The organism is Nitrospiraceae bacterium (assembly GCA_035623075.1).
Taxonomy (GTDB): domain Bacteria; phylum Nitrospirota; class Nitrospiria; order Nitrospirales; family Nitrospiraceae; genus DASPUC01.
In genome coordinates, this window is sequence record DASPUC010000034.1 from 47,349 (window position 1) to 69,132 (window position 21,784).

The window sequence follows — 21,784 nt, forward strand, 5'->3', positions numbered from 1 at the left end:
ATTCTATCCGTTGCTCCCATTTCTATCACAAATCCATCACAACAACTGGCCGATGGTTCACATCAAATTCGATTCCGCTGGCCGCATTAAGAGAAGAGCTTTCATGGTTGCATTTAAATTGGGATAGCAATTCCAAGTCGAAGGATCAAAAACCTCCCCCACACCAGAACCATAGACGTCGAATTATCTTGAGCTTTGCCGTATCATTTAGCCCGTTCAAAAAACAAATGATAATGGGCCGCATTTGAGCCAGGAGAAGCCATGCAGTTTGATGCGAGTGTTCTGGCACCAACTCGAAGTAATTTCCTGAAGCACGATGGACCAGCAGGCCTCGTCGTCTTCCTGGTCGCACTACCTCTGTGTCTGGGTGTGGCCCACGCCTCCGGTGCGCCGCTGTTCGCTGGCATCATCGCCGGAATTGTCGGCGGCTGCCTGATTTCGATCCTGTCTGGTTCACAGATCAGTGTGAGTGGCCCGGCCGCTGGACTCGTCGTGATTGTCATCACAGCGATTCAGACACTTGGTTCGTATCAAGCGTTCCTGGTCGCGGTGGTCCTTTGCGGGGTCATTCAGATCGTGATGGGAATACTGGGTGCCGGGGCGATTGGCGATTATGTGCCGAATTCCGTCATCAAGGGGATGCTTGCTGGGATCGGGTTAGTGATCGTGCTCAAGCAGATTCCACACGCACTCGGCCATGATCTCGACTGGATTGGTGACTTGAGCTTTCTGGAAGCCGGCAACATGAACACATTGTCGGCCATTTTCGCCGACGCCGCTCCAATTCTCGGCGGGCCGCTCCTCATTTCGGTCCTGAGTTTGATCATCCTTGTCGTCTGGGAGAAGCTTGCCTCAGGAGGTGCGCGCTTTTTCGGAGTTGTGCCCGGCTCACTCGCGGTTGTCGCGCTGGGTATTATCGTGAATCACGTCTTCCAAATTGTGGCTCCGGCGCTGTACATCAGCGATCCGCAGCACCTCGTGGAGCTGCCGGTCGCCCAATCATTCCAGGATCTGACCCATCAATTCACCATCCCCGATTTTTCTGCAATTGCAGACTCGAATGTTTGGTCAATCAGCCTGACGCTGGCCATTGTCGCAAGCATCGAAAGCCTTTTGTCGCTCGAGGCTGCAGATCGCATTGATCCGTACAGGCGGATCTCGCCTCCCAGTCGGGAACTCTGGGCGCAAGGGGCAGGCAACGTGGTCTCGGGGTTCCTCGGGGGCTTACCTGTTACCAGCGTTGTCCTTCGTACCTCCGCCAACGTGTATGCCGGCGGTCGTACCTGGATGGCTGCATTTGTTCACGGGTTCCTCTTGCTGGCAAGTGCACTCCTGATACCGCAATTGTTGAATCAGATCCCCCTTGCCTGCCTGGCGGCTATCCTCATCATGGTTGGATACAAACTGACGAAACCGGATATGTACCAGTCCGTCTACCGGCTGGGCATGACCCAATTCATCCCCTTCCTCGTGACCGTGATGGCCATTGTGTTTACAGACCTCCTAAAGGGAGTACTACTTGGCCTGGCATGCGGGCTCTTTTTCGTACTCCGCAGTAACCACCGCGATGCAGTCACCGTTGTCAGCAGGGGCAATGCCTGCCTCATTCGTCTGAATAAGGATACGACATTCATCAACAAGAGTGAGCTTAGAACGAAACTGCGAGCCATCGAACGGGGTACCGATGTGTTGATCGACGGAACGAAGGCATCCTACATCGATCGCGACATTCTTGAAGTGGTGGAAGACTTTCGGAAGATGGCCGACCACCAAGACATCACGGTAGAACTGAAACATATTGCAGGCAAAATACTCGGACCGGAGACCTAGCACGATGGACCCGTACGTCAAGCTCTTGCTGTCGAACGAAGCGTGGGTGATGGAGAAGCTCGCTCTGCGCCGCGATTTCTTTCAACGAGCGGTCCACGGACAAAAGCCGAGGTTTCTCTGGATCGGCTGTTCGGATTCGCGTGTGCCGCCCGGAGAGATTACCGGATCGGAGCCCGGCGAGCTGTTCGTCCACCGAAACATCGCAAATCAGGTATCCGAAAGCGACTTGAGCGTGGTGAGCGTGCTGCAGTACGCGGTAGAAGTGCTACAGGTAGAGCATGTCATCGTGTGCGGACATTATCATTGCGGCGGGGTCTTCCATGCAATCCACGATGAGGAGGACAAGGGCGTGATCGGACAATGGCTTGACCAAGTGAGGGCGATTTACCGTAGCCACGCGGGCGAACTCGACTGCATATCCGACTCCGCACTGCGCTTCGACCGCATGGTCGAGCTCAATGTCACCACGCAACTGAGGAATGTCGCCCGGACGGCCATCGTGCGGAAGGCTTGGGAGAAGAAGCAGGGGCTTCACCTGCACGGGTGGGTCTATGACTTGCGAACCGGGAAATTGAAGGAGCTTGAGACTCTCGACACACCCGACAAATCCAGTCCAGCATGAATATTACACTGCTTGACCGGGAGCGGACTGCATCGTACAGCTTGGGTATCAAAAACAGTTGTTTGTGACCCCAATAACAGCCAGTCTTGATCATCAATGAAATCCTGAGAATGGCGGCTCTGAATCTTGAAGGGTTTTTGACCTCATCAGGGATTCCTTTGCAAACACAGCAGACCGCGTTTAAACCACCGTTTCTTTTGACGAACGCTATCCTAGCAAGTACGCTTCAGGCATAAGCGTTCCATTCCACTCTGAATTTGAATTGGAGACTACATGATGTCGAAATCCGTCCTGCAGGTGATGTTTGTGCTGCTCGTGCTGGGCATGATTCCGCGGGTCGTACAGGCCCAGCAACCAACGCTTCCAGCTTTTGAAGATCGAACCCATGATGATCACTTTACCTTCAAGTACGGAAAGCCGTATACCCTCGATCCGTACACGTGGGTTTACACTAAGGAATTTGCACAGATGTTTCGGATGCCGGATAAGTGGATTGATGCCAATCTCAAAGGCGCATTGGCCATTGCGTTCCGCATGACCACCATTGGAATTACCACCTGCGGACTTGGGGGTCGAGAAGACAGTTGTTGGCCTCCAGTCCAATGCCAATTGGATGTCTATTATGATAACCGCATCAAGCTGCCCTGGATGCACGACGAGATCATGAGGGATTTCTTGCTTCGAGGGGTTTCATCCCATGAGTTTCTACAGGACCTGAACCACTCCAAAGGATTTCATCGCTATCGGCCAAAAGATGGAAAAGGCGTTCCAAGAGTCCTAGCCACTGAGGCTTCTCTCAGGGTTGGCAAGTACTCGTCTGGATTTGCTCCAATTGCGTACTTTGATCGTGAGTACGAACCGGGAGTTGGCCTCATCGGATGGGTCGGGATAGGGGTTTGCCCGACCCCTATAGGCATGGGGCAGATTGCGTTCTTCGATGTGGAGACCCAAGACAAGATTAATCACATGCAAGTCAAGCGCGAAGACGCGAAGCCAATACACGTAATTGAATTACCCGAATCTTTTATGCGCCGTGCCAACATCGTCTACGAACGCGATAACAAACCGAACGTGGCCGTGACCGAAAGGCTGAAACAACAACTCCTTCAGTCTCGTTAGCCTTAGATCCTTTACATGGTAGATTCTCGTATTTAGAGACCCTCTCTAAGCTTGAAGACTTCCAAGGGGAACCGATTGTGCTCATGTTGTGCTCAAGCCCACCTCATTCCAGCCCACTCAGGCCTACTCCAGCCAAAGTTCGTACTTTCTGCAAACCTTGGCCCCAGTGGGCCTGAGTGAGTTCCAGTAGGCCTGAGTAGGGTCGTGATCGCGCTTTCCTAAACCGCGCTTCGTCTACAGTGCTGCACTCTGTGGTTTTATCAGCCTCACTGTGATTCAGGAATGTCACATCGAGGCGTGATGCTTCCGCGGGTAGCCGGTGAAGTGGGTAGGAGTTACCAGATGCCTACCTGCCTTCATCCTTGACATCTAGGTACCGCCAGCCTAGCCTACTCCTCACTGTAAGTTTTCTGCATAGCTGCAGAACGGGGCGAGGGCACCGCACTCACACAATAAGCACACCTATTCGCTCGCAAGCCACTGCCGGTACAGAACAACTCTCATCAAGTCGATGAGGAGGATGACGCCATGTCGGAGAACTCGGATGAACTAAATGGATTGACCCGCCGGGAACTCACTAAGATCCTGGGAGCCTCCGTCGGACTGGCCTGCCTTGCGCCCCTGGCCGGCTGTGGCGAGCTTTGGGAACGCCAACCGGTCATCCCCGTTGACATCTGGCACAAGGGCGTCTGCCGGTTCTGCGGAACGGGCTGCGGCGTTATGATCGGCCTTAAGGATAATAAAATTGCCGACGTGAAAGGGGACGACGAGGGCCACAACCGCGGTCGCCTCTGTATCAAGGGCTTGGCCACCCGTGACATTCTCTACACCGAAGGCCGCGCCCTGTACCCGATGATCCGGAAGAATGGTGAGTTCCAGCGGGCGAGCTGGGACGAAGCCATGGCGCTGGTGGCGCAAAAGTTCAAGGAATCGATCGAGACACATGGGCCGGACAGTGTGGCCTTCTATGGGAGTGGGCAGCTCTTCACGCAGGAGAGTTACACCGCGAATAAATTGTTCAAGGCCGGGATCGGCACCAACAATGTCGATGGGAACCCGCGCTTGTGCATGGCGTCGGCCGTCACCGGTTACACGACGACCTTTGGCAAGGATGAGCCAGCGGGCTGTTTCGAAGACATGGACGATGCCGAGTGTTTTTTTATCACGGGATCAAACACTCTGGAGTGCCATCCGATACTCTGGGAACGCGTGCGGGACCGTAAGCGGAGTCACCCGGATACCAAGATCATCGTCGTGGACCCGCGCAAAACCTTTACGGCACGGCACGCGGACCTATATCTACCCATCTATCCGGGGACGGACGTCTCCCTCTACAACGCGATGATTCACGTGTTTCTCGAACAGAAATTCGTCGACGCGGACATGGTCGAACACTATCTCTCATTTCAGGAAGGCGAAGCGAACCGGACGTTCGACGACTTCAAGCGGCACATTGCGAACTTTACGCCGGAGGCGGCGGCCAAAACCTGCGGCATCACTCCGCGGGATATTCGCGAAGCGGCCTTTCTCTTCGCCTCGTCGAAGGCCACGATGTCGTTGTGGACCATGGGGCTGAACCAGCAAGCGCAGGGGACTGCGTCCAACCGGCTGGTCTGCGCGATGCATCTCCTGACGGGACACTTTGGCCGTCCCGGCGCCACACCGTTTTCGTTGACTGGTCAGCCGAACGCCTGCGGCGGGGTGCGCGACACCGGCTCGCTCGCGCATGCGCTGCCGAACGGACGTCTGGTGGCCAACCCCAAGCACCGGGAGGAAATGGAGGATTTGTGGAATGTCCCGCGCGGGCGGATCAGTCCGAAGCCAGGCTTCCATGCCGTCGCTTTGTTTGACGCAATGAACCGCGGGGCAGTGAAATGCTGTCTAGTGATGTGCACCAATCCTGGACAGACGCTCCCCAACGTCACGGCCTACCGGGAAGGGATGGAGAAGGCCTTCTTGGTCGTGGTGGACGCGTTTCATCCGACGGAAACGACACAATTCGCCGACGTGGTGCTGCCTGCCGCCCTATGGGTCGAGGAGGAAGGCGTCACGGGTAACGCGGAGCGACGCTATCACCTCACTCCAAAACTCGTGGACCCACCTGGGGAAGCTAAAAGTGACCTCGAAATTCTGGTGGACCTGGCGGACCGCCTCGGCCACGGTGATCTGATCTCAGCCAGAACTCCGAAAGACGTGTGGGATGAATGGCGTAGGGTCTCAGCCCAGTCGAAATACAACTTTGAAGGCATTACCTACGAGCGGTTGCAGAAAGAGCGCGGGCTTCTCTGGCCCTGCCCGACGGAGACGCATCCGGGTACGAAACGGCGGTACGTCCCGGGTGAAGATCCCATGGCGACGGGCACGGGCCGGTTCGATTTCTACGGAAAACCGGATGGACGAGCCACCGTCTGGCTGGATCATCAGGAAGAACCGCTTGATCCCTACACCGCCGAGTTTCCGCTGATCTTCAACACGGGCCGGATTCTAGAGCACTGGCATACGATGACCATCACTGGTAAGGCACCTACACTTCAGGGTATCCACCCCGACTACCTGGAGATCCACCCCTACGATGCCTATCAGTTACAAATCAAGGACGGTGATCCGGTTGTGGTGAAGAGCCGGCGCGGAGAAGTCGAGCTGCGGGCTCGTCTGACGGAGGTTGTGCGGCCAGGGATGGTGTTCGCAACCATGCACTCCGCCAAGCATCTGGTGAACCAATCCACTCAGGACGTCTACGATCCTTATTCGAAGCAACCAGCCTACAAACGTTGTGCGGTCGCAGTTCGGCGGAAGATGGCCTAGCGGAGGACTCTGACCATGACAGAACAACTCGGGTCTCGCCGGAATCAGTTGATTGTCCTCATGGCGTTCCTTGCGGAAGCGTGGCTAGCGGCCTCTCCTGCATGGGCGGTCGAGACGCACGGCAGATGGTCAGACGTTGATGTCTTGCGCGGGATAGGCATAGCGGCCGCAGTGGGGGGCATCCTTCTGCTCATTCTGGTTCAGCACGTGTACCGAAACAAACTTCAGCATAGTACCTATCGGCGCCTGCTCCTCATCGGGTTGTTTGTGCTGCCGATTATCGTGACCTGGAGTACCACGAGGACGGTCATGGAGGGGACCAAGTCGGTGCAGGCCTGCATGTCCTGCCACGTGATGCAGCCCTTCGTCAACGACATGGAAAATCCAAGCAGCCCGACGTTGGCCGCGCGGCACTACCGGAACAACTGGATTGCGAAAGACCAGTGCTACTCCTGTCACGTGACCTACGGCGCGACCGGTACCGTGGAAGGTAAACGAGACGGATTCCGACACTGGCTGTATTACATCACCAATACCTACGCGGATCCCATTCAGTACGCGGGCAGTTACGACAATTCCAATTGTATGAACTGCCATCGAGGAACCGGCAAGTGGGAGCGTGTGAAGAGCCATCAAGCGCTCGTGGCAGAGCTTGCAGCAGACCGCATCGCATGTATCTCCTGTCACGGACCGCCCCATCCCCTACCGAGCGAGCGAAAAAAGATGGCGAGCCGAATAACAACGACCGCGGAGCTGGGAGGTCATTATGGAAACGACCAACGTCCCTGATCGCGCCGCGGCATGGGTCGAGAGGCAATTGACACTGGCCGTGTATACCGCCATTGTGGGCCTCGTCTGCGTGTTGCTGTTTCTTTGGTACGGGTTCGGCGCGTGGACGATGGGGTTGGGGACCTTCATCGGCATCCCTCTGCTTGGGCTCGCGGGCCTGCTGTACCTCAGCGCCGTCGCCGCCGACCTGAAACGGCGGCGTGCCTTCTAATGACGTATCTGTCTTCGCTAGATCTTGAGCGCATGGGGCGAGCGCAGAAGCAATCAATCGATGAAAGAAACGGTGCCATCATGAAGTGCTGAGCAAGATATTGGGCACAATGAAGGAGGCATGTAGCTACGCTTCCGGGAGGGAACAATCAATGAGATATGACACGCTCATCATCTTACTTCTTTCTCTAATAGTAGGTCTCTCGCTTCAACCGTCGATGGCATGGGCAGGAAAGTCGGCTGAGGCGGCCGAGATCGACCGTGAGGCGGATGCGGCCCTCAAGAAATTGCTGGCGGATACGCCGGAAGCGGAGACGTTTCGAGAGGATGCCAAGGGCATCCTCATCTTTCCGAGTATCACGAAGGGTGGCTTTATTGTTGGGGCTCACTATGGGAAAGGTGCCCTCAAAAAAAATGGGGCAACGGTCGGGTATTACAGTACCACGGCTGCATCCTACGGTCTGCAGGCCGGCGTGCAATCGTTCGGCTACGTCCTGTTCTTCATGAACGACAAGGCGTTGGAGTATCTAGACAATAGCTCGGGGTGGGAGGTCGGGGTCGGTCCCAGTATCGTGGTCGTGGATAAAGGCGCGGGGAAGAGCGTGACGACAACGACAGGACGGAGCGATGTCTATGCCTTCATCTTCAGCCAGCAGGGGCTGATGGCGGGCTTGGGGTTGCAGGGCTCAAAGATCACCAAAATTGAGCCGTAGATCGCGGCGACCCACCAAGGGTACTGGCAGACGTGTAGGGCAACAGTCGTGAATGAACTGAGAAAGGAGAAGGGATAATGAGGGTGCTGCAGATTAGCGTGCTGATGTTTTCGGTTCTGCTTCTCGGTCCCGTTCAGGCCCAAGAAGCGAATCAAATGAACATGGAGATTCTGAAAGAGAAAATCAAAGCCGACAAAAAGCTGATCATCGCCAACAATATGACGCTCACCGATGCGGAAGCGAAGAACTTCTGGCCGCTCTACGATGCGTATCAGAAGGAATTGGAGCAGATCAATCAGCGGATGATCACCACGATCAAGAGCTATGCCGATGCCTACAATGCCGGGAAGGGTGAGATTTCCAATGACACCGCCAAAAAGTTGCTGGCTGACGCCTTGGCGGTCGATGAATCCGAAGTGAAGCTGCGGCAATCGTATGCGGCGAAAATGGGGAAGGTCCTTCCTGCGACGAAAGTCGCCCGCTATATCCAGCTTGAAAACAAGATCCGGGCGGTCGTGAAGTTCGAGCTGGCCGCGCTGATTCCCTTGGCGAGTTGAGGCATGCGACTATGTCAGCGTGCTGGTAAAAGCCTGTGATCGACAAAAACGATCAGCCAGCCGGCGCATCAAAAGGTTGTCAGCATGCGACTGCTATTCTCTGGATTCCATTGGGGATCAGAAACAGCACGCGTAAGGGTCAAAAACAACTATTTTTGACCTGAACCCTTGTGTAGCGAAAGAACCTGTTCTTCAGTCAGTGCTTGGCCCTTTATTCTCGGTGTCCTCAGTTATTTTCAATTCAAGGAGTATGTTGCAGCCTTCTAAGGTGAACTATAGGTTGCCGCAACCGGCCAAGCTCAACAGCGTGCTCATCATTGGAAAGCGGTGAAGAATCGAGGATCGCAAAACACCCAAGCGATCCTTATATCGGCACACCTAGTTAGATGTTTTGAAGGGGGCCCACCCCCAGCCATCGTGCTTATAGCCCTTCTTCTCCATGCACGCCACGTAGGCATCTGTGTCAGTTACAGGAACCTCGTAGGAAGTTCCTGCAACCATTCCTGGGACGACCCCCTCATGCTGGGCGATGCTTAAACACTCGCGCTGATCGACGGACCAGTCTGCTTCACTTGTCCCTTGGGGAACGATGAATGAGTGGGAAGTGATGCTACACCCTGCGAGTACAGGAAGTGCGAGCGCAAGAACAGTGCTACGCATCAGAGCCTCCTTCAGCTTTTGTTGATCTCGCACGACAACCACTTAGCCCCCCTCTTTTGGGAGCCCTTTGAAGAGGCGCTCGGGAATCAACGGCGTGCGGAACACCCAGCGTATGCCGGCCTGCACCGTCCAGTCGAGACCCAGTGGCGTATTATCCCCCGTGATTCCCACACCGGGCCCAGCAAACACGTTCCAATGATTATCAAACCGGTAGCCGATTTGGCCCACCACGTTCGACGCGGTCGGTCGGTGGGTATTCCAATCGTTGTTCCAGGTTCCCTGGACCGAAGTCCACCAATGATCGGACCAGATGGTGTTGATGGTCCCCTGGACCTGCAAAAAGTGGAGGTCGGTGCGGGAGGGATCGCCGCCGACGGAGCTGTAGTCCTGGACCAGGAGATAGAACATGGAGCGCACTCGGGCCAGCGGGGCGGCCAGCACCCCGCCCGGTCCGAGAGTATACTTGCCCGTGCCGAGTCGGTCCGGCGAGGCCGTTGGAAACAACACGTCTGTCCCGAGGAACACTGCCACGTACTCACTGGCATACACCCGCCCACCCACGCGAACCACCGTATCGCTAAGGCCGTTCGTCGGGAATCCCTGCCGCTGCTGATCGGCCCATACATAGGGCACCGTGGCCTGGACGCCAAAGTTGGGTGTGACCGGAAGGCGGATGACAGCCGTCGCGGTGTCCAGACGCTGCCCGAGGGTGAACTGACTGTGCCCGTAGGTGAGTTGATAGTAGCCGATGATGGCGGTCGGGTCTGTGCCGAAGGCCGAGGCAGCCTCCGAGAGGCGCTTTCGTTCTGCCGTAAGGCGGGCGCGCTCCTCTGGCGTAGCGCCCTGCAGGCCCGAGAACAGCCGTCGGTCCTCCGGCGGTGGCGGCTCCTCCGGTGGTTCGACGGCTGCCTCGTCAATATGTCCACCAGATGTCTCGGCCGCGATTGAAACTGAGCCTATTCCGGAATCAAAGATTCCAAAGAGACCGAGGACGATAAGGAGTATCAGACTCGTTGACGGGCCGGGAGTGTTCAACCAGCTTCCATGTGAGTCATTAACATTTGTTTTTGACCCTTGTCGCTTGAAGCAAGATCCCCTGTGAATTTCGACACCATCGGTCTTCAATTTCGGCGGGGCTTTTGACCCGGTTCCTCACCAGATTGGACTTCTATTCGTTTCGTGACCTGTCACCGATTTCGGATGCGTAAGCTAGCACTGTGGGTAACGCTGAGTAAACCCGCGTAAAGCGCGTAAGCTAGCTTGTCCCTATCTCGCACAGTGCGGTGCGCGAACACCGAAGCATTTCGTCCGTGAGAACCCGTTCGGATTTTTGGAAAAACAAACCGGGCAAGCTTACCCCGATCGGCTCGGACTGGAATCGGACCGCTGGACCAGACGATGGCCGAGTGACAGCTAGGCAGAGTTGGTAACTACTCGCGCCGTTTATTCGTTAAGGCAGCCACCGCTGCGGGTCTGCCTGCACAGATACCGTCGTGCTCCTCTCGCGTTGGGCCCTTCCTCTGCACTCCCCTCTCGGTTGCCAAAACCCGACACGAGTGTGGGCCGGTCATGTCGGGTTTTTGATTGTTGCATAGCACAGCCTATATACCCCAATCAGAACCAACAGTGCTTATGCGGGCTGCGTGGACTAGCCACACCCAGAGGCCAGCATGTTGTGGACTGTGAAAGACCTCGCACACAGGTTGAACATCAAACCCTCGACGGTCTACTCGTGGGCGACGCACGGACGGATTCCCTGTCTCAAGATTCATGGCGCGCTCCGGTTCCGTCGTGAGGAGATCGAGCGCTGGCTGGAGTCGCTCCGAGTGCAGCAGCCACTCACCGCACCAAGCGACCCTCACACAGCGCTCGATGTCCTCATTGCTCGGACGAAACAGCACGCCTATACTCCTCCTCCACGGGGAAGCCAGACCAGATCAAGCCTCATCAGGAAGGAGGAAACGGATGGGGCTCTATAAGCGACACCGTGTTTGGTGGATGAGTTTCACATACAACGGAGAACAGATTCGCCGTTCGACCGGCACAACCAATAAGCGATTAGCTGAGGCAATCTGCTCAAAAGTCAGAGTCAAGATCATTGAAGGCCAATACTTCGACCGAGGGGAAGAGCAGGATCGGACCGTCGGAGAAATGATGGAGCGGTATTTTCGAGAGCGGGTTGCTGGTGGGAATCGTCATAGTGAGCGGCGAGCCCGCTCCATTCTTACCAACTTGCGCTCGGTGTTCGGCTCAAAAACACTCGCTGCGGTCACGCCGAAAGAAATTGCCACGTATAAGGCAAACCGTCACCAGCAAGGGGCCAAACCGGCAACGATCGCCAAAGAACTGGGGCTCATGAAGGCGGCCTACAACGTGGCTATTCGGGAATGGGAATGGTGCCGAGAGAATCCGGTCTGCCGGGTGATGTTTGGACGAATTCGGAATGCTCGCGTCCGGTATCTCGACGACGGGACGTTTGAACGGGTCGTCAAGGCATGTCCGGCCTGGCTCCAGCCCATCGTCCTGATCGCGCGCTACACCGGCATGCGGCGGGAGAACGTCGTGATGCTTCAGTGGTCGCAGGTGGATTTACACCGGAAGTTGATTGTCCTTGAGTCCACCAAAAATGGCGATCGGCTCGGGGTGCCCCTGTGTGATCCTGTGATGACCATCTTGCAAAAGTTAAGGGGCACGAGATTGAACCCCTTCGGACCTGTGTTCACTCGGCTGGATGGAGAACCCCTGACAGGTGATGCCGTGGGGATCGCCTTCGGGCGAGTCTGTCGTCGGATTGGGATTGAGGATTTCCGCTTTCACGATCTACGACACACGTTTGCGTCGAGCTTGGTGCAGCAAGGTGTGGATCTGTACCATGTACAGCGACTGTTAGGGCACCGAGATGGTCGGATGACCCAACGTTACGCGCATCTGGCACCTGAAAATCTGCGTGACGCGATCCAGGTGTTCAATCGCGGTAATCACAAAATTAGCACACAGGCAGCGGACCGCTCTGAGAGCATGGCACTAAGTCCTTGGAAATAAGTGGTGGTCCCAACGGGATTCGAACCCGTGTTTTAATTCGACTGCGACTTCGCCATTTATTTACGCGAGCTTCGATTATTTTCTTCCAGTCAGAATGGGGTATGACTAAAACATGGGGCTGAATTTAGGATTATGTGTAGGTATTAGGTTGGCGCTGATAGCATCGCTTCCGAAATGGCAGTTCAATGGAAAGTTCGCTTTGCTAGCAACCCCATGAGTCTGGTGTGGAGGGCAACCAGATCATGTATAACTGTGACCTTGCTATTGAGCAAGAGATGCTCGATAGCAAGTGCGCCTTGTCCGCCAATCGCAACAGCCCAGCGCATCGATAGAGATTCGAGTTCTTGGAGAAGTTGTCGTACCACTGCGTCCGACTTCACCTCAGTCAGAGACAGAAGAACCAGATCAGGTTCGACACGCTCACAGAATGTCTGAAGATCGGAAATGGGAAGGTTCGGTCCGAGATAATAGACATGGCAACCCCGCGTGGCGGCGATATATGCCACAGCCTGTGCACCAATCTCATGGGGCTCACCTTCCGGACATGCAACCAGAACACGCGGCCCGAATTCGTTTACTGGAAGTTGGTTCGTGACTGAAAATAACTTCTGCTGAACGAGTTTTGTCACATAGTGTTCCACCGCAATACTCACTCGTCCTTCGTGCCATAGCTCTCCAACACGGCGTTGCAGCGGAAGCAGGATTCTCTGCAGCGCCTCTTCAAACGGGATGACCGCTACTGCCCCATTGAGCTTCCTTTCGAAGCGGGTTTTATCGAGCGGATCGAGGAGCTTAACCAGTTCGTCGAGGAGACTCGCGTGCGGCTGCAGTTCTTGCGTGGTGGGAATCCCGCTGGTCCGCATTCGTTGGAGTAACGAATCGCGCCCCTCTAATGCGAGCGCGCCGATCGTCTGGCCGCGATCCAGTTCCTCTTTCAGGAATCGAAGGAGCGTCACATCTTGGTCCGTGTATTCTCTATAGCGGTTTGCGCTGCGCAAAGGTTTGACTAGTTCATACCGCCTCTCCCAGACCCTTATCACATCCTTCGAGAGACCTGTTAGCTTCGCAACTATATGAATTCTATAAGTATTCATGACTTATTGTTCATAATATTCTTGCGTCCAGTGTTTGTCAAATATTTTAAATTACAACACTTGACACATTGGACAACATGGGTTATACATTAGACATACATTGAACATACATTAAACATCAAATATGCGGAGGTGATCATGGCAACAGCGGCGGAGAAAAGAGAATCGGCGGCGGAACTCACGATGCAGGGCTTCTCCAGCAAAGGCATCCAAGGCGGACGGTGCCATCAGTGCGGAGGACTCATGGTCGGCGAGTTCTGCATGGACTTACTAAACGGCAGTGGGGAACTCGAGTTCCTCGCCTCACGATGCGTCCAGTGCGGGGAGGTCGTCGATCCAGTGATTCTGATGAACCGGAGGCTGCAGCGGAGCGCAGCTGCGGCACAGCCAGGCGAGGTGCTTTCGCAGTCAGTCGGATCTCAGGTGGCAGCGTAGCGATGCGCTCAACCGACCAGGATGGTCCTGGTCTTTCTCAACACTAAGGAGGTTTCTCATGCGGAGTCAAATGGTTCTTCAGGCAGGATTAGGCGTTTTGTTGGCAGTTGGTTCTGCTTCTCTGGCCACGGCGGACAAGCCGAATACCGACAAGGATATGGTCAAGATCCCTCGATCCGAATTTACGATGGGGAGTCATGAACATGCGGATGAGGCCCCGCACCAAGTGGTGTTGGACAGCTACCTGATCGATAAGTACGAGGTCTCAAATGCGCGATTCAAAGAATTCATGAAGGCCACCGGGCATCCGGCTCCTGCGTATTGGGATGATCCGCGACTCAGCAAACCCAATCAGCCAGTCGTCGGTGTGAGTTGGAACGATGCCAATGCCTTTTGCATCTGGGAAGGCAAGCGACTGCCGACCGAGGCGGAATGGGAGCGGGCGGCGAAGGGTCCGGAGGGCGACAATCACTACCCGTGGGGACATAAGCTCGATCCGCAGAAAGCCAATTATGGACAGAACGTCGGTCGGACCATGCCGGTGGACTCCTACCCTGAAGGTGTCAGCGGATTTGGGGTGTACAACATGGCAGGAAACGTCTTCGAATGGGTCGCTGACTGGTATGACCCAAAGTACTATAAGGAGAGCCTCGCCCTGAATCCGCAAGGGCCGGATAAAGGATACAACTTCGCGAATCAGGGGCCTGTGAAGGTACTGCGCGGGGGCTCCTGGCTGGCGCCGGAGACCTCGTTGCACACAAGCCACCGGTTCTGGAACCAGCCCGACAACAACTCCTATGGAGTAGGCCTCGGGTTCCGTTGCGCGAAGTCGGCTCCCGCCATCTCTGACGAATCGATCCAGGCGGGACGTGACGCTTTCATTGCCGCCCTTGTTGCAATGGGAGCGGAAAAACACGCGGACGCAATGGCCTCAATTGAAAAGGCTCTGGCTGCCGATCCGGGGAACAAGGAATATCTGGCCACCCGTGATCTCATCAAGAAGAACATGAAGAAGAAACACTAAACGTCGACCCGGCTCAAGGGGCGGTAAGACCGCCCCTTCCGAGCCGAATGAGCGACTGGAGTTTCAGCCAACATGATTCGCGGTCTGAAGAAAAGAATCCCGGGGTTTCAAGATAAACCATCGGGATCGTGACGGAGGCGGACGCATGACACAGTACACGACACTGGTTCTCGGAATTTCTTTCAGTGCGTTCCTGCGAGTGGCCCCTCTCATGGCCGGGCCCATCGATCCAGTCCAGCATCCACACCCGGAGCAAGCGACATCGGTCCACGAAGCCGAGCATGCTGTGGACCACGCATGGGAGGTCTATCACCGGGCGGCATTAGGGGGAACCGTGGCGTCCCCTGCTCTGCAGGCCGAGATTGAGGAGCATCTGCACGAGGCCAGAACCCTCGTGACTCGGGCACAGGAGGCGGCCGAACGCGGAGACAAACGTGAGGTGGATCATCTGGTCGGGCAAGTGAAGATTCATTCGACAAAAGCCATCGAAGGCAGCAAGGAGCCGAAGAAATGAAATCTGCCTCTGATAACGGACCGCTGTGCCGAACACTTTGTGTGGTGATCGTGATTTCAACTTGTACCCTGAGTCCGGCGCTGGCAGCGTCAGCGGATCGGAAAGAGATTGATCCGGTCCCCATGGTGATGATTCCAGCCGGAGAGTTCTTGATGGGCAGTCCGGAAGGACAAGGGCGCGCCGATGAGCGGCCTCAACGGTCAGTGTACCTCGACGCGTTCGCAATTGATCAAGTCGAAGTGACCAATAAACGGTATATGGCCTTCGTCACAGCAACGGGCCATCGCAGTCCGCCGAACCCATACGGAACGGGCCCGTTGGTGTCCATCAAAGGCATTGAGCAACTCCCTGTCGTGCAAACAACTTGGTACGACGCCAAGGCCTACTGTAGTTGGGCCAAGAAGCGACTGCCGACGGAGGCGGAATGGGAAAAGGCAGCTCGTGGCACGGACGGCCGGCTGTACCCCTGGGGCAACGAACCGGCCACATTGAAGCGTGCCAACTTCGACCGCGAATGGGAGGAAGACAAGACCTTATATCCGGTTGGATCGCTGCTGGGAGGCGACTCGCCGTACGGGGTGAAAGACATGGCCGGCAATGCCAGAGAGTGGGTTGCCGACTGGTACGACGGGGACTACTACAAACTGGCACCGGTTCGGAATCCACAAGGACCCGACAAAAAGGGGGTCGTCCGGTCGATCCGCGGTGGATCTTGGCACAGCCCAGTGGGTGATATCACCACCACCGCGAGAGGTCGTGGTGGGTTTGCGTTGCAGACCCACGGAACCGGTTTCCGCTGCGCGAGTAGTCTGGATGGTGATCAACAGAAATAGTCGCGGAGGATTCGTCAATGTTTGAGGGTGAGTTGTGGAGCTTCGGAGGCCGGTACACATGTTACCTGTGGTGGCGCCGCAACTCCGCACGGCGTTACCCACTAAGGTCGACGGGTCCTGATCCCCTGTGAAGGGCCCGTCCCCCTTGGTGCCATTTGGATTGACGCCTTATTGAATATCTTATGGGAGGAGAACGCTGTGAACGTTGTGGTAGCAGGCGGAACGGGATTTATTGGGAGGAGTCTCTGTAAGAGGCTTCTTCTTTGCGGTCACCGTGTGACGATTCTGACGAGGAGACGAACGGAAGTCGAACGCCTGTTTGGGACAATGGTGAAACCAATCGAATGGGATGGCACCTCATCGGGCCGCTGGGAAGAGGCGTTACAAGGAACACAGGCGGTGGTGAACCTCGCCGGGGCCTCGATTGCCGAAGCACGCTGGACGGAGAGCCGAAAGCAGTTGCTCACTCAAAGTAGACTTAATGCGACACGTGCACTTGTCCAAGCCTGCTTCCGTCTGCCGGTGACGCCACAGGTGCTCATAAACGCGTCAGGTATTGGGTTCTATGGCCACCAGGATGATCGGGTGGTCGATGAAGCTAGCCCAGCTGGTAAGGGATTTCTGGCTGATTTATGTGTGCAGTGGGAATCAGCCGCGCAGAAAGCCGCTGCAAAGGGTATTCGAACCGTCTGTCTAAGGACCGGTCTGGTGCTTGGAGACGACGGAGGCGCACTCCCTCGCATGGTCCTGCCGTTCCGGCTTTTCATAGGAGGACCTGCGGGGCCCGGCACTCAGTGGGTCTCGTGGATTCATCGGGATGATTATGCGGGACTCATCGAGTGGACGCTTTCGACACCGAGTGTATCCGGACCCGTTAACGCTGTGGCACCAGAACCAGTCACCATGACGGAATTCTGCAGAACACTCGGTCAGGTGTTGCACAGGCCCTCGTGGATTCCCGTGCCTGAAGTTGTGTTCGGGTTGGCCTTGGGAGAACTTGGATCTCTCATGACAACGGGTCAACGAGTGAAGCCGGCGAAGGCGGAACAAGGGGGATACCGTTTTCAGTATTCGTACCTCACCAAGGCCTTACAGAATATCTTCACCCTGCAGTGACACGAGGTGCCTGTATAATGCGCAGCATCGTTTGGTTCAGGCGCGATCTCAGACTCCACGATAACCCGGCCCTCATGGCAGCCTGCAAGGAGTGCGACGAGATCATTCCCCTCTTCGTGTTTGACGAACCACTCCTGCAATCGCATGAGTTCGGTCCGGCCTGCGTGAACTTCATGCTCGGATGCTTAGAGGACCTCGCGTCCTCGCTCGCCAAGCTGGGGCTTCCTTTCCAATGGCGGCGCGGCACGCAGGGCGAGGAAGTCGTGAATGCGGCGAAGAGTTGGAAGGCCGACATCGTATACTGGAACCGCGACTATGAGCCGGGCGCGATCAAACGAGATCTCATCGTGGCTCAACGACTGGCTAAGCTCGGGGTGATTGTGCGCACGTTCAAGGACCATGTCGTGTTTGAAGCCGAAGAGGTCCGGAGCGCCACTGGCGAACCGCTGCAGCGCTATAGTGCCTATCGGGCGCGCTGGTGGGCCAAGTGGCACGCGGTGAAGCCGCTGCCGTTGCCGGTCCCCTCGACCGTGAAGCGCCCGAAGGCGGACCGGTTGCTGTTACCTCTCCCGCTGCCTTCGGCTTCGGATCTGGGATATGAACTCCTTACGCCATGGATCGGACCGGGGGAATGTCGGGCCCGCAAGCGCCTTGAAGAATTTCTCGCTGGTCCCATTCATCGCTATGTCGACGGCCGAAACCTTCCGGGAATCGACGGAAGCTCCAAGCTCTCTCCCCATTTCCGTTTCGGCACGCTCTCGCCGCGGGACGCGGTTCATGCGGCGCTCGGTACATTAGCGAAAGGCGGGCGCGTCTCGCGCCCTGATATCCTGACCTGGATCGATGAATTGATCTGGCGAGAGTTCTTCCAACAGGTATTGACTGCCTTCCCGCGGGTCGTCGAAGGGCCGTTCCGGTATGCGGCCGTATCTCCTCCACGGGAACGGGACCCTGAGCGGGATCCCTTGTTTCAGGCCTGGTGCGAGGGACGGACGGGCTATCCGATCGTTGATGCCGGCATGCGTCAACTGAATCAGACCGGCTGGATGCACAACCGAGTGCGCATGATCGTGGCGTCATTCCTAATCAAGGATCTTCGGATCGACTGGCAGCGCGGAGAGCGGTATTTCATGAATCACCTTCTCGACGCCGACGTGGCTGCTAACAACGGCAACTGGCAGTGGTGCGCTTCGACCGGGACGGATGCGATGCGCGCGTACCGGATCTTTAACCCCGCGTTGCAGAGCAAAAAGTTCGATCCCGATGGGGCGTATATTCGCCGCTATGTGCCGGAACTGGCGCGGGTGGCCACCCAGCGGATTCATGAGCCCCATGTGATGACTCTCGATGAACAGAGCCGGTCCCATTGTCGCATTGGGGTGGACTACCCCTCGCCGGTTGTGGATCATCGACAGGCTCGCCGGGAATACCTCGGCCTCAGCAAACAGCAGGTAAGGCGGTGACACCCGCCCCGCTTCGCCTCGGAATCAGCCGCTGTCTGCTCGGGGACGAAGTGCGGTTCGACGGCGGCCATAAGCGCGACCATTTTCTGACGGACGTCTTCGGGCGCTATGTGGAGTGGGTGCCCATCTGTCCAGAAGTCGAGGCGGGACTGGGTACGCCCCGGGAAGCCATGCGGCTGGTCGGCGACCCTAATCGCCCGCGGCTGATCACGATCAAGAGCGGGAGGGATCATACGGACGCGCTGTGCAAGATGACCGCCGATCGTCTCGACTCACTCGAGGCACTGGATCTCTCAGGCTATATCTTCAAGAAGGACTCGCCGAGCTGCGGTGTCGAGCGGGTCCGGATCTATAACCAGCATGGCATGCCCAGCCGGAATGGCATCGGTATTTTCGCACGTGCATTTATCAAACGGTTTCCCCTGATCCCAGTCGAGGAGGAAGGGCGGCTCTGTGATCCGTCTCTGCGCGAGAACTTCATCGAGCGCATCTTCTGTTACCATCGGTACCTGGACCTCGTGGGCCGGGGAGTGACCAGACAGGCAGTGGTGCGATTCCACACAATTCATAAATTCTTGCTGCTGGCACACAGCCAGCCCCACTACCAAGTCCTTGGGCGGCTGGTAGGTCGGGCCGACCAGTATCGTACCAAGGAGTTGGCCGCAAAATACGGGGAGCTCTTCATGAAAGCGTTGGCCGTGAGAGCAACCGCCCGCAAGCACGTGAATGTGCTGCATCATATTCTCGGCTACTTCAAGAACCGATTAGAGGCCGAGGACAAATCGGAACTCTTAGGCGTGATCGAAGACTATCATCGAGGGCTCACGCCCCTGATCGTCCCGCTGACGCTGATCAAGCACTACGTCCGCAGATTCGACGTGGGCTACATTCAGGACCAGGTCTATCTCAACCCGCATCCAAAGGAACTGATGCTTCGGAATCACGTCTAGGATGAGTCCTGGCGGTGCCACAACGTGGAATCGTTCCATTATAGACACTGCGCAAGTTGTGGCATAGGAGAGATGACGAGGCCCCGTTATCTCACGTACACGACTCCAGGCAGATCCTTGAGATCCGCATCACTCGTGATCACCTCGGCCTCCTGATCTTTGGCCGTGGCATAGACGATCGCATCGGCCATCGCCAATCCGTGTCGCAGACTTAAGTCAGCAGCCAAGAACGCGATCGATTCCGTCAAGGGAATGACCTGGGTCGCGTTCAGCCGTCCGGCAAACAATAACGCCGTCTCTTCACCTTGCTCGCGTTTGATCTTCTTGTATACCTCGTACAGAACGACAGTTGGGGTAATGAGCTGATACCGAGGGGTCAGATAGGCGGCATACTGTTCACTGAGAGGACCGCCTGTGAAGAATTCGATCCACCCGCTAGAATCTAAGAGGATCTTCACAGTCGCTCTTTCTTCTCTCGCACATCCGTGTTTGACATCCCTTTGAGAGCACCTTTCAAGGCTTTCAGTGGGACCTCGGGTACCAAGGTAATCACTCCGCCCTTTTCGACGACTTGCAGGCGCTGTCGTGGGTTCAAGTGGAGCTTCTCTCGCACCTCCTTGGGTATGACGACCTGGAACTTCGATGAAATGGTTGTCGTAGCCATACAGCCTCCTTACGATTTAACTATCGATCATACTATCGTCTTACCATCTATTCGTCAACTGTTGCAGATGTCGTTCATACTGTAATACAGTACTATTCACTTTGCATGACACAGGAGGGCTTATGAAAACTCAAATGCTCCAGTTTCGGGTCAACGATGAGGAAAAGGCGCTGATCGAGAAGTGCGCCAAGAAAGAAGGCATGACGGTTTCGGAATACGTCCGGGCCAGCATGCTCATGTCCATGGTCATGGATGGAGAACTGCAGGCCCTGAAGATCATCGGACGGACGATCGGTCTGAAGGCCATGGACTCCCTGAACCGTCGGCTGCGGACCAGCCTCAATGAGGAGTGAGCGGCTACCTGGCGCACCGGGTGGCGCACGCCAGCCGGGCGCCAAAAAGCCCCCGACTGGTAATACGGGGGCGCAAATCGCAAAGGGGCGAAAATGAATGTTTCCAATGGATTAACTACCAACCCTGCTCACATGAGAGTACTCCGACAGGGAAAACAAGAGTCTCCGGTGCTGGCACAGCGAACCTGCCTACGGTGTGGGAACGCGTGGTGGCCACGCTCTCACCGCAAGCCCAAGCGCTGTGCCCGGTGCAAGAATCCGTATTGGGATCGGCCACGCCAGGAAAAACGCCCTCCTACGCCACAAAGCTTCGAGGCCTTAACCAAGGCGCTCCAGGAGAAGGTGTATCGGAAGCTCGGTATTCGAGTGCAACCAGAGCCAGCCCAGGATCGCTCATTGGCCAAGGCCGTGGCGCTCCTGAAAGAGATGAAAAGTGGGGGGCTCTCGTGGCAGGAGATGAGCGAACGGGTGGAACGCGAATTCGGAGTCCGATTGGAGAAGGAGCAACTGAAGGCACTCGTTCGATAACACCATTTCCCTGTCCCCACCACCGCGCGGGGCAGGGATCAATTCACATCGCGGGGCAGGGCGCGTTGCAGCGGGCAGGCCTGAACGGATGCCGGAAGGCGAGCCCGATGTTCTGACGCGCTGCACCGTCACAACAGAGACGCTGGCGTGCCGACGCGAGCGCACACAGGGGGTCCGGGGGTGTCATGAGACTCCCCCCGGTTGGTTGCACGTCATGGATGCCGATCCGATAGTGACTGATACAGCCTTGGCGCCTCAGAACCAGCTTGACGGGTGGTTGGTGCCTCCGCATACTGCTCGGCGGCGAAGTCGCAGTTGTGACAGGGACCGGAAAGGGAACGTCATGACGCGACCATTAGTGGAATTAGTGGAGCAGTTTTGTCAGTACCAACTCAAACAGCGAGGGAAGACGGAAGGAGGTGTCCAGACCGCTCGCTGGAATCTGGAGCAGTTCTTAATTTTT

At 56.3% G+C, this 21,784-nt stretch carries 24 protein-coding genes; 19 read left to right on the top strand and 5 right to left on the bottom strand.

Annotated elements, in window-relative coordinates; all coding sequences use genetic code 11:
- Positions 1 to 261: 261 nt before the first annotated feature.
- The 8 genes from VEI50_11680 (at position 262) to VEI50_11715 (ending at position 8,645) form a co-directional block, all read left to right on the top strand.
- Positions 262 to 1,830: a SulP family inorganic anion transporter gene (locus VEI50_11680; protein HXX75783.1), complete on the top strand. Its 1,569-nt coding sequence runs from the start codon at positions 262 to 264 to the stop codon at positions 1,828 to 1,830.
- 4 nt (positions 1,831 to 1,834) lie between these two features.
- Positions 1,835 to 2,452 (top strand): carbonic anhydrase, encoded by a 618-nt coding sequence (locus VEI50_11685; GenBank protein ID HXX75784.1) that lies wholly within the window; start codon positions 1,835 to 1,837, stop codon positions 2,450 to 2,452.
- Positions 2,453 to 2,725: 273 nt separating this feature from the next.
- The gene (locus VEI50_11690; GenBank protein ID HXX75785.1) at positions 2,726 to 3,571 is read left to right on the top strand and encodes a hypothetical protein; all 846 of its coding nucleotides are present in this window, start codon (positions 2,726 to 2,728) and stop codon (positions 3,569 to 3,571) included.
- A 528-nt stretch (positions 3,572 to 4,099) separates the two neighbouring features.
- Positions 4,100 to 6,376, top strand: a complete 2,277-nt coding sequence (locus tag VEI50_11695; protein HXX75786.1) for a nitrate reductase — start codon at positions 4,100 to 4,102, stop codon at positions 6,374 to 6,376.
- Positions 6,377 to 6,391: 15 nt separating this feature from the next.
- Positions 6,392 to 7,165, top strand: a complete 774-nt coding sequence (locus VEI50_11700; protein ID HXX75787.1) for a NapC/NirT family cytochrome c — start codon at positions 6,392 to 6,394, stop codon at positions 7,163 to 7,165.
- Positions 7,143 to 7,376 carry a hypothetical protein gene (locus tag VEI50_11705; GenBank protein ID HXX75788.1) on the top strand — a complete coding sequence of 78 codons (234 nt, stop codon included), beginning with the start codon at positions 7,143 to 7,145 and terminating at the stop codon, positions 7,374 to 7,376. Before VEI50_11700 ends, VEI50_11705 begins: the two co-directional genes overlap by 23 nt.
- Positions 7,377 to 7,527: 151 nt before the next feature.
- Entirely contained in the window at positions 7,528 to 8,088 is a 561-nt protein-coding gene (locus VEI50_11710) for a lipid-binding SYLF domain-containing protein (GenBank protein ID HXX75789.1), read from the top strand.
- 77 nt (positions 8,089 to 8,165) lie between these two features.
- Positions 8,166 to 8,645 (top strand): hypothetical protein, encoded by a 480-nt coding sequence (locus tag VEI50_11715; GenBank protein HXX75790.1) that lies wholly within the window; start codon positions 8,166 to 8,168, stop codon positions 8,643 to 8,645.
- 378 nt (positions 8,646 to 9,023) lie between these two features.
- On the opposite strand, the gene VEI50_11720 is transcribed toward VEI50_11715, so the two are convergent.
- The gene (locus VEI50_11720; protein HXX75791.1) at positions 9,024 to 9,305 is read right to left on the bottom strand and encodes a hypothetical protein; all 282 of its coding nucleotides are present in this window, start codon (positions 9,303 to 9,305) and stop codon (positions 9,024 to 9,026) included.
- Positions 9,306 to 9,347: 42 nt separating this feature from the next.
- Positions 9,348 to 10,340 (bottom strand): hypothetical protein, encoded by a 993-nt coding sequence (locus VEI50_11725; GenBank protein HXX75792.1) that lies wholly within the window; start codon positions 10,338 to 10,340, stop codon positions 9,348 to 9,350.
- A gap of 635 nt (positions 10,341 to 10,975) precedes the next feature.
- Between VEI50_11725 and VEI50_11730 the strand changes: the two genes are divergently transcribed.
- Together VEI50_11730 and VEI50_11735 are read left to right on the top strand one after the other, a co-directional pair.
- Entirely contained in the window at positions 10,976 to 11,284 is a 309-nt protein-coding gene (locus VEI50_11730) for a helix-turn-helix domain-containing protein (protein ID HXX75793.1), read from the top strand.
- Positions 11,271 to 12,347, top strand: a complete 1,077-nt coding sequence (locus VEI50_11735; GenBank protein ID HXX75794.1) for a site-specific integrase — start codon at positions 11,271 to 11,273, stop codon at positions 12,345 to 12,347. The genes VEI50_11730 and VEI50_11735 overlap by 14 nt, the downstream gene beginning before the upstream one ends.
- Before the next feature lie 182 nt (positions 12,348 to 12,529).
- On the opposite strand, the gene VEI50_11740 is transcribed toward VEI50_11735, so the two are convergent.
- Positions 12,530 to 13,441: a MerR family transcriptional regulator gene (locus VEI50_11740; protein HXX75795.1), complete on the bottom strand. Its 912-nt coding sequence runs from the start codon at positions 13,439 to 13,441 to the stop codon at positions 12,530 to 12,532.
- 138 nt (positions 13,442 to 13,579) lie between these two features.
- Here VEI50_11740 and VEI50_11745 point away from each other — a divergent pair, with 138 nt between their 5' ends.
- The 7 genes from VEI50_11745 (at position 13,580) to VEI50_11775 (ending at position 19,776) form a co-directional block, all read left to right on the top strand.
- On the top strand, positions 13,580 to 13,876 hold the full coding sequence (locus VEI50_11745; protein HXX75796.1) for a hypothetical protein: 297 nt from the start codon (positions 13,580 to 13,582) through the stop codon (positions 13,874 to 13,876).
- Between the two features lie 58 nt (positions 13,877 to 13,934).
- Positions 13,935 to 14,900 carry a formylglycine-generating enzyme family protein gene (locus VEI50_11750; GenBank protein HXX75797.1) on the top strand — a complete coding sequence of 322 codons (966 nt, stop codon included), beginning with the start codon at positions 13,935 to 13,937 and terminating at the stop codon, positions 14,898 to 14,900.
- Positions 14,901 to 15,045: 145 nt separating this feature from the next.
- Positions 15,046 to 15,414 (top strand): hypothetical protein, encoded by a 369-nt coding sequence (locus VEI50_11755; protein HXX75798.1) that lies wholly within the window; start codon positions 15,046 to 15,048, stop codon positions 15,412 to 15,414.
- On the top strand, positions 15,411 to 16,247 hold the full coding sequence (locus VEI50_11760) for a formylglycine-generating enzyme family protein (protein HXX75799.1): 837 nt from the start codon (positions 15,411 to 15,413) through the stop codon (positions 16,245 to 16,247). The genes VEI50_11755 and VEI50_11760 overlap by 4 nt, the downstream gene beginning before the upstream one ends.
- Before the next feature lie 198 nt (positions 16,248 to 16,445).
- Complete coding sequence (locus tag VEI50_11765) at positions 16,446 to 17,363, top strand: TIGR01777 family oxidoreductase (GenBank protein ID HXX75800.1); 918 nt, start codon at positions 16,446 to 16,448, stop codon at positions 17,361 to 17,363.
- Between the two features lie 17 nt (positions 17,364 to 17,380).
- On the top strand, positions 17,381 to 18,826 hold the full coding sequence (locus VEI50_11770) for a deoxyribodipyrimidine photo-lyase (protein HXX75801.1): 1,446 nt from the start codon (positions 17,381 to 17,383) through the stop codon (positions 18,824 to 18,826).
- Complete coding sequence (locus VEI50_11775; GenBank protein HXX75802.1) at positions 18,823 to 19,776, top strand: DUF523 and DUF1722 domain-containing protein; 954 nt, start codon at positions 18,823 to 18,825, stop codon at positions 19,774 to 19,776. Before VEI50_11770 ends, VEI50_11775 begins: the two co-directional genes overlap by 4 nt.
- An 86-nt stretch (positions 19,777 to 19,862) precedes the next feature.
- On the opposite strand, the gene VEI50_11780 is transcribed toward VEI50_11775, so the two are convergent.
- Together VEI50_11780 and VEI50_11785 are read right to left on the bottom strand one after the other, a co-directional pair.
- Entirely contained in the window at positions 19,863 to 20,234 is a 372-nt protein-coding gene (locus VEI50_11780) for a type II toxin-antitoxin system VapC family toxin (GenBank protein HXX75803.1), read from the bottom strand.
- Positions 20,231 to 20,440, bottom strand: coding sequence for an AbrB/MazE/SpoVT family DNA-binding domain-containing protein (locus VEI50_11785; protein ID HXX75804.1), 210 nt, complete (start codon positions 20,438 to 20,440; stop codon positions 20,231 to 20,233). The genes VEI50_11780 and VEI50_11785 overlap by 4 nt, the downstream gene beginning before the upstream one ends.
- A 122-nt stretch (positions 20,441 to 20,562) precedes the next feature.
- On the opposite strand from VEI50_11785, the gene VEI50_11790 reads away from it, so the two are divergent.
- Together VEI50_11790 and VEI50_11795 are read left to right on the top strand one after the other, a co-directional pair.
- A complete protein-coding gene (locus tag VEI50_11790) occupies positions 20,563 to 20,793 on the top strand; it encodes a DUF6290 family protein (GenBank protein HXX75805.1) in 231 nt (76 codons plus the stop codon).
- A 132-nt stretch (positions 20,794 to 20,925) separates the two neighbouring features.
- A complete protein-coding gene (locus VEI50_11795) occupies positions 20,926 to 21,321 on the top strand; it encodes a hypothetical protein (protein ID HXX75806.1) in 396 nt (131 codons plus the stop codon).
- Positions 21,322 to 21,784 lie beyond the last annotated feature (463 nt).

What these genes read in the sequence shown, in the direction of transcription:
- VEI50_11695 (HXX75786.1), top strand. Translation starts at nt 4,100, where the DNA reads ATGTCGGAGAACTCGGATGAACTAAATGGATTGACCCGCCGGGAACTC.
- VEI50_11760 (HXX75799.1), top strand. Translation starts at nt 15,411, where the DNA reads ATGAAATCTGCCTCTGATAACGGACCGCTGTGCCGAACACTTTGTGTG.
- VEI50_11750 (HXX75797.1), top strand. Translation starts at nt 13,935, where the DNA reads ATGCGGAGTCAAATGGTTCTTCAGGCAGGATTAGGCGTTTTGTTGGCA.
- VEI50_11720 (HXX75791.1), bottom strand. Translation starts at nt 9,305, where the DNA reads ATGCGTAGCACTGTTCTTGCGCTCGCACTTCCTGTACTCGCAGGGTGT.
- VEI50_11770 (HXX75801.1), top strand. Translation starts at nt 17,381, where the DNA reads ATGCGCAGCATCGTTTGGTTCAGGCGCGATCTCAGACTCCACGATAAC.
- VEI50_11785 (HXX75804.1), bottom strand. Translation starts at nt 20,440, where the DNA reads ATGGCTACGACAACCATTTCATCGAAGTTCCAGGTCGTCATACCCAAG.
- VEI50_11745 (HXX75796.1), top strand. Translation starts at nt 13,580, where the DNA reads ATGGCAACAGCGGCGGAGAAAAGAGAATCGGCGGCGGAACTCACGATG.
- VEI50_11730 (HXX75793.1), top strand. Translation starts at nt 10,976, where the DNA reads ATGTTGTGGACTGTGAAAGACCTCGCACACAGGTTGAACATCAAACCC.
- VEI50_11700 (HXX75787.1), top strand. Translation starts at nt 6,392, where the DNA reads ATGACAGAACAACTCGGGTCTCGCCGGAATCAGTTGATTGTCCTCATG.
- VEI50_11715 (HXX75790.1), top strand. Translation starts at nt 8,166, where the DNA reads ATGAGGGTGCTGCAGATTAGCGTGCTGATGTTTTCGGTTCTGCTTCTC.
- VEI50_11755 (HXX75798.1), top strand. Translation starts at nt 15,046, where the DNA reads ATGACACAGTACACGACACTGGTTCTCGGAATTTCTTTCAGTGCGTTC.
- VEI50_11680 (HXX75783.1), top strand. Translation starts at nt 262, where the DNA reads ATGCAGTTTGATGCGAGTGTTCTGGCACCAACTCGAAGTAATTTCCTG.
- VEI50_11790 (HXX75805.1), top strand. Translation starts at nt 20,563, where the DNA reads ATGAAAACTCAAATGCTCCAGTTTCGGGTCAACGATGAGGAAAAGGCG.
- VEI50_11795 (HXX75806.1), top strand. Translation starts at nt 20,926, where the DNA reads ATGAGAGTACTCCGACAGGGAAAACAAGAGTCTCCGGTGCTGGCACAG.
- VEI50_11710 (HXX75789.1), top strand. Translation starts at nt 7,528, where the DNA reads ATGAGATATGACACGCTCATCATCTTACTTCTTTCTCTAATAGTAGGT.
- VEI50_11740 (HXX75795.1), bottom strand. Translation starts at nt 13,441, where the DNA reads ATGAATACTTATAGAATTCATATAGTTGCGAAGCTAACAGGTCTCTCG.
- VEI50_11705 (HXX75788.1), top strand. Translation starts at nt 7,143, where the DNA reads ATGGAAACGACCAACGTCCCTGATCGCGCCGCGGCATGGGTCGAGAGG.
- VEI50_11735 (HXX75794.1), top strand. Translation starts at nt 11,271, where the DNA reads ATGGGGCTCTATAAGCGACACCGTGTTTGGTGGATGAGTTTCACATAC.
- VEI50_11685 (HXX75784.1), top strand. Translation starts at nt 1,835, where the DNA reads ATGGACCCGTACGTCAAGCTCTTGCTGTCGAACGAAGCGTGGGTGATG.
- VEI50_11690 (HXX75785.1), top strand. Translation starts at nt 2,726, where the DNA reads ATGATGTCGAAATCCGTCCTGCAGGTGATGTTTGTGCTGCTCGTGCTG.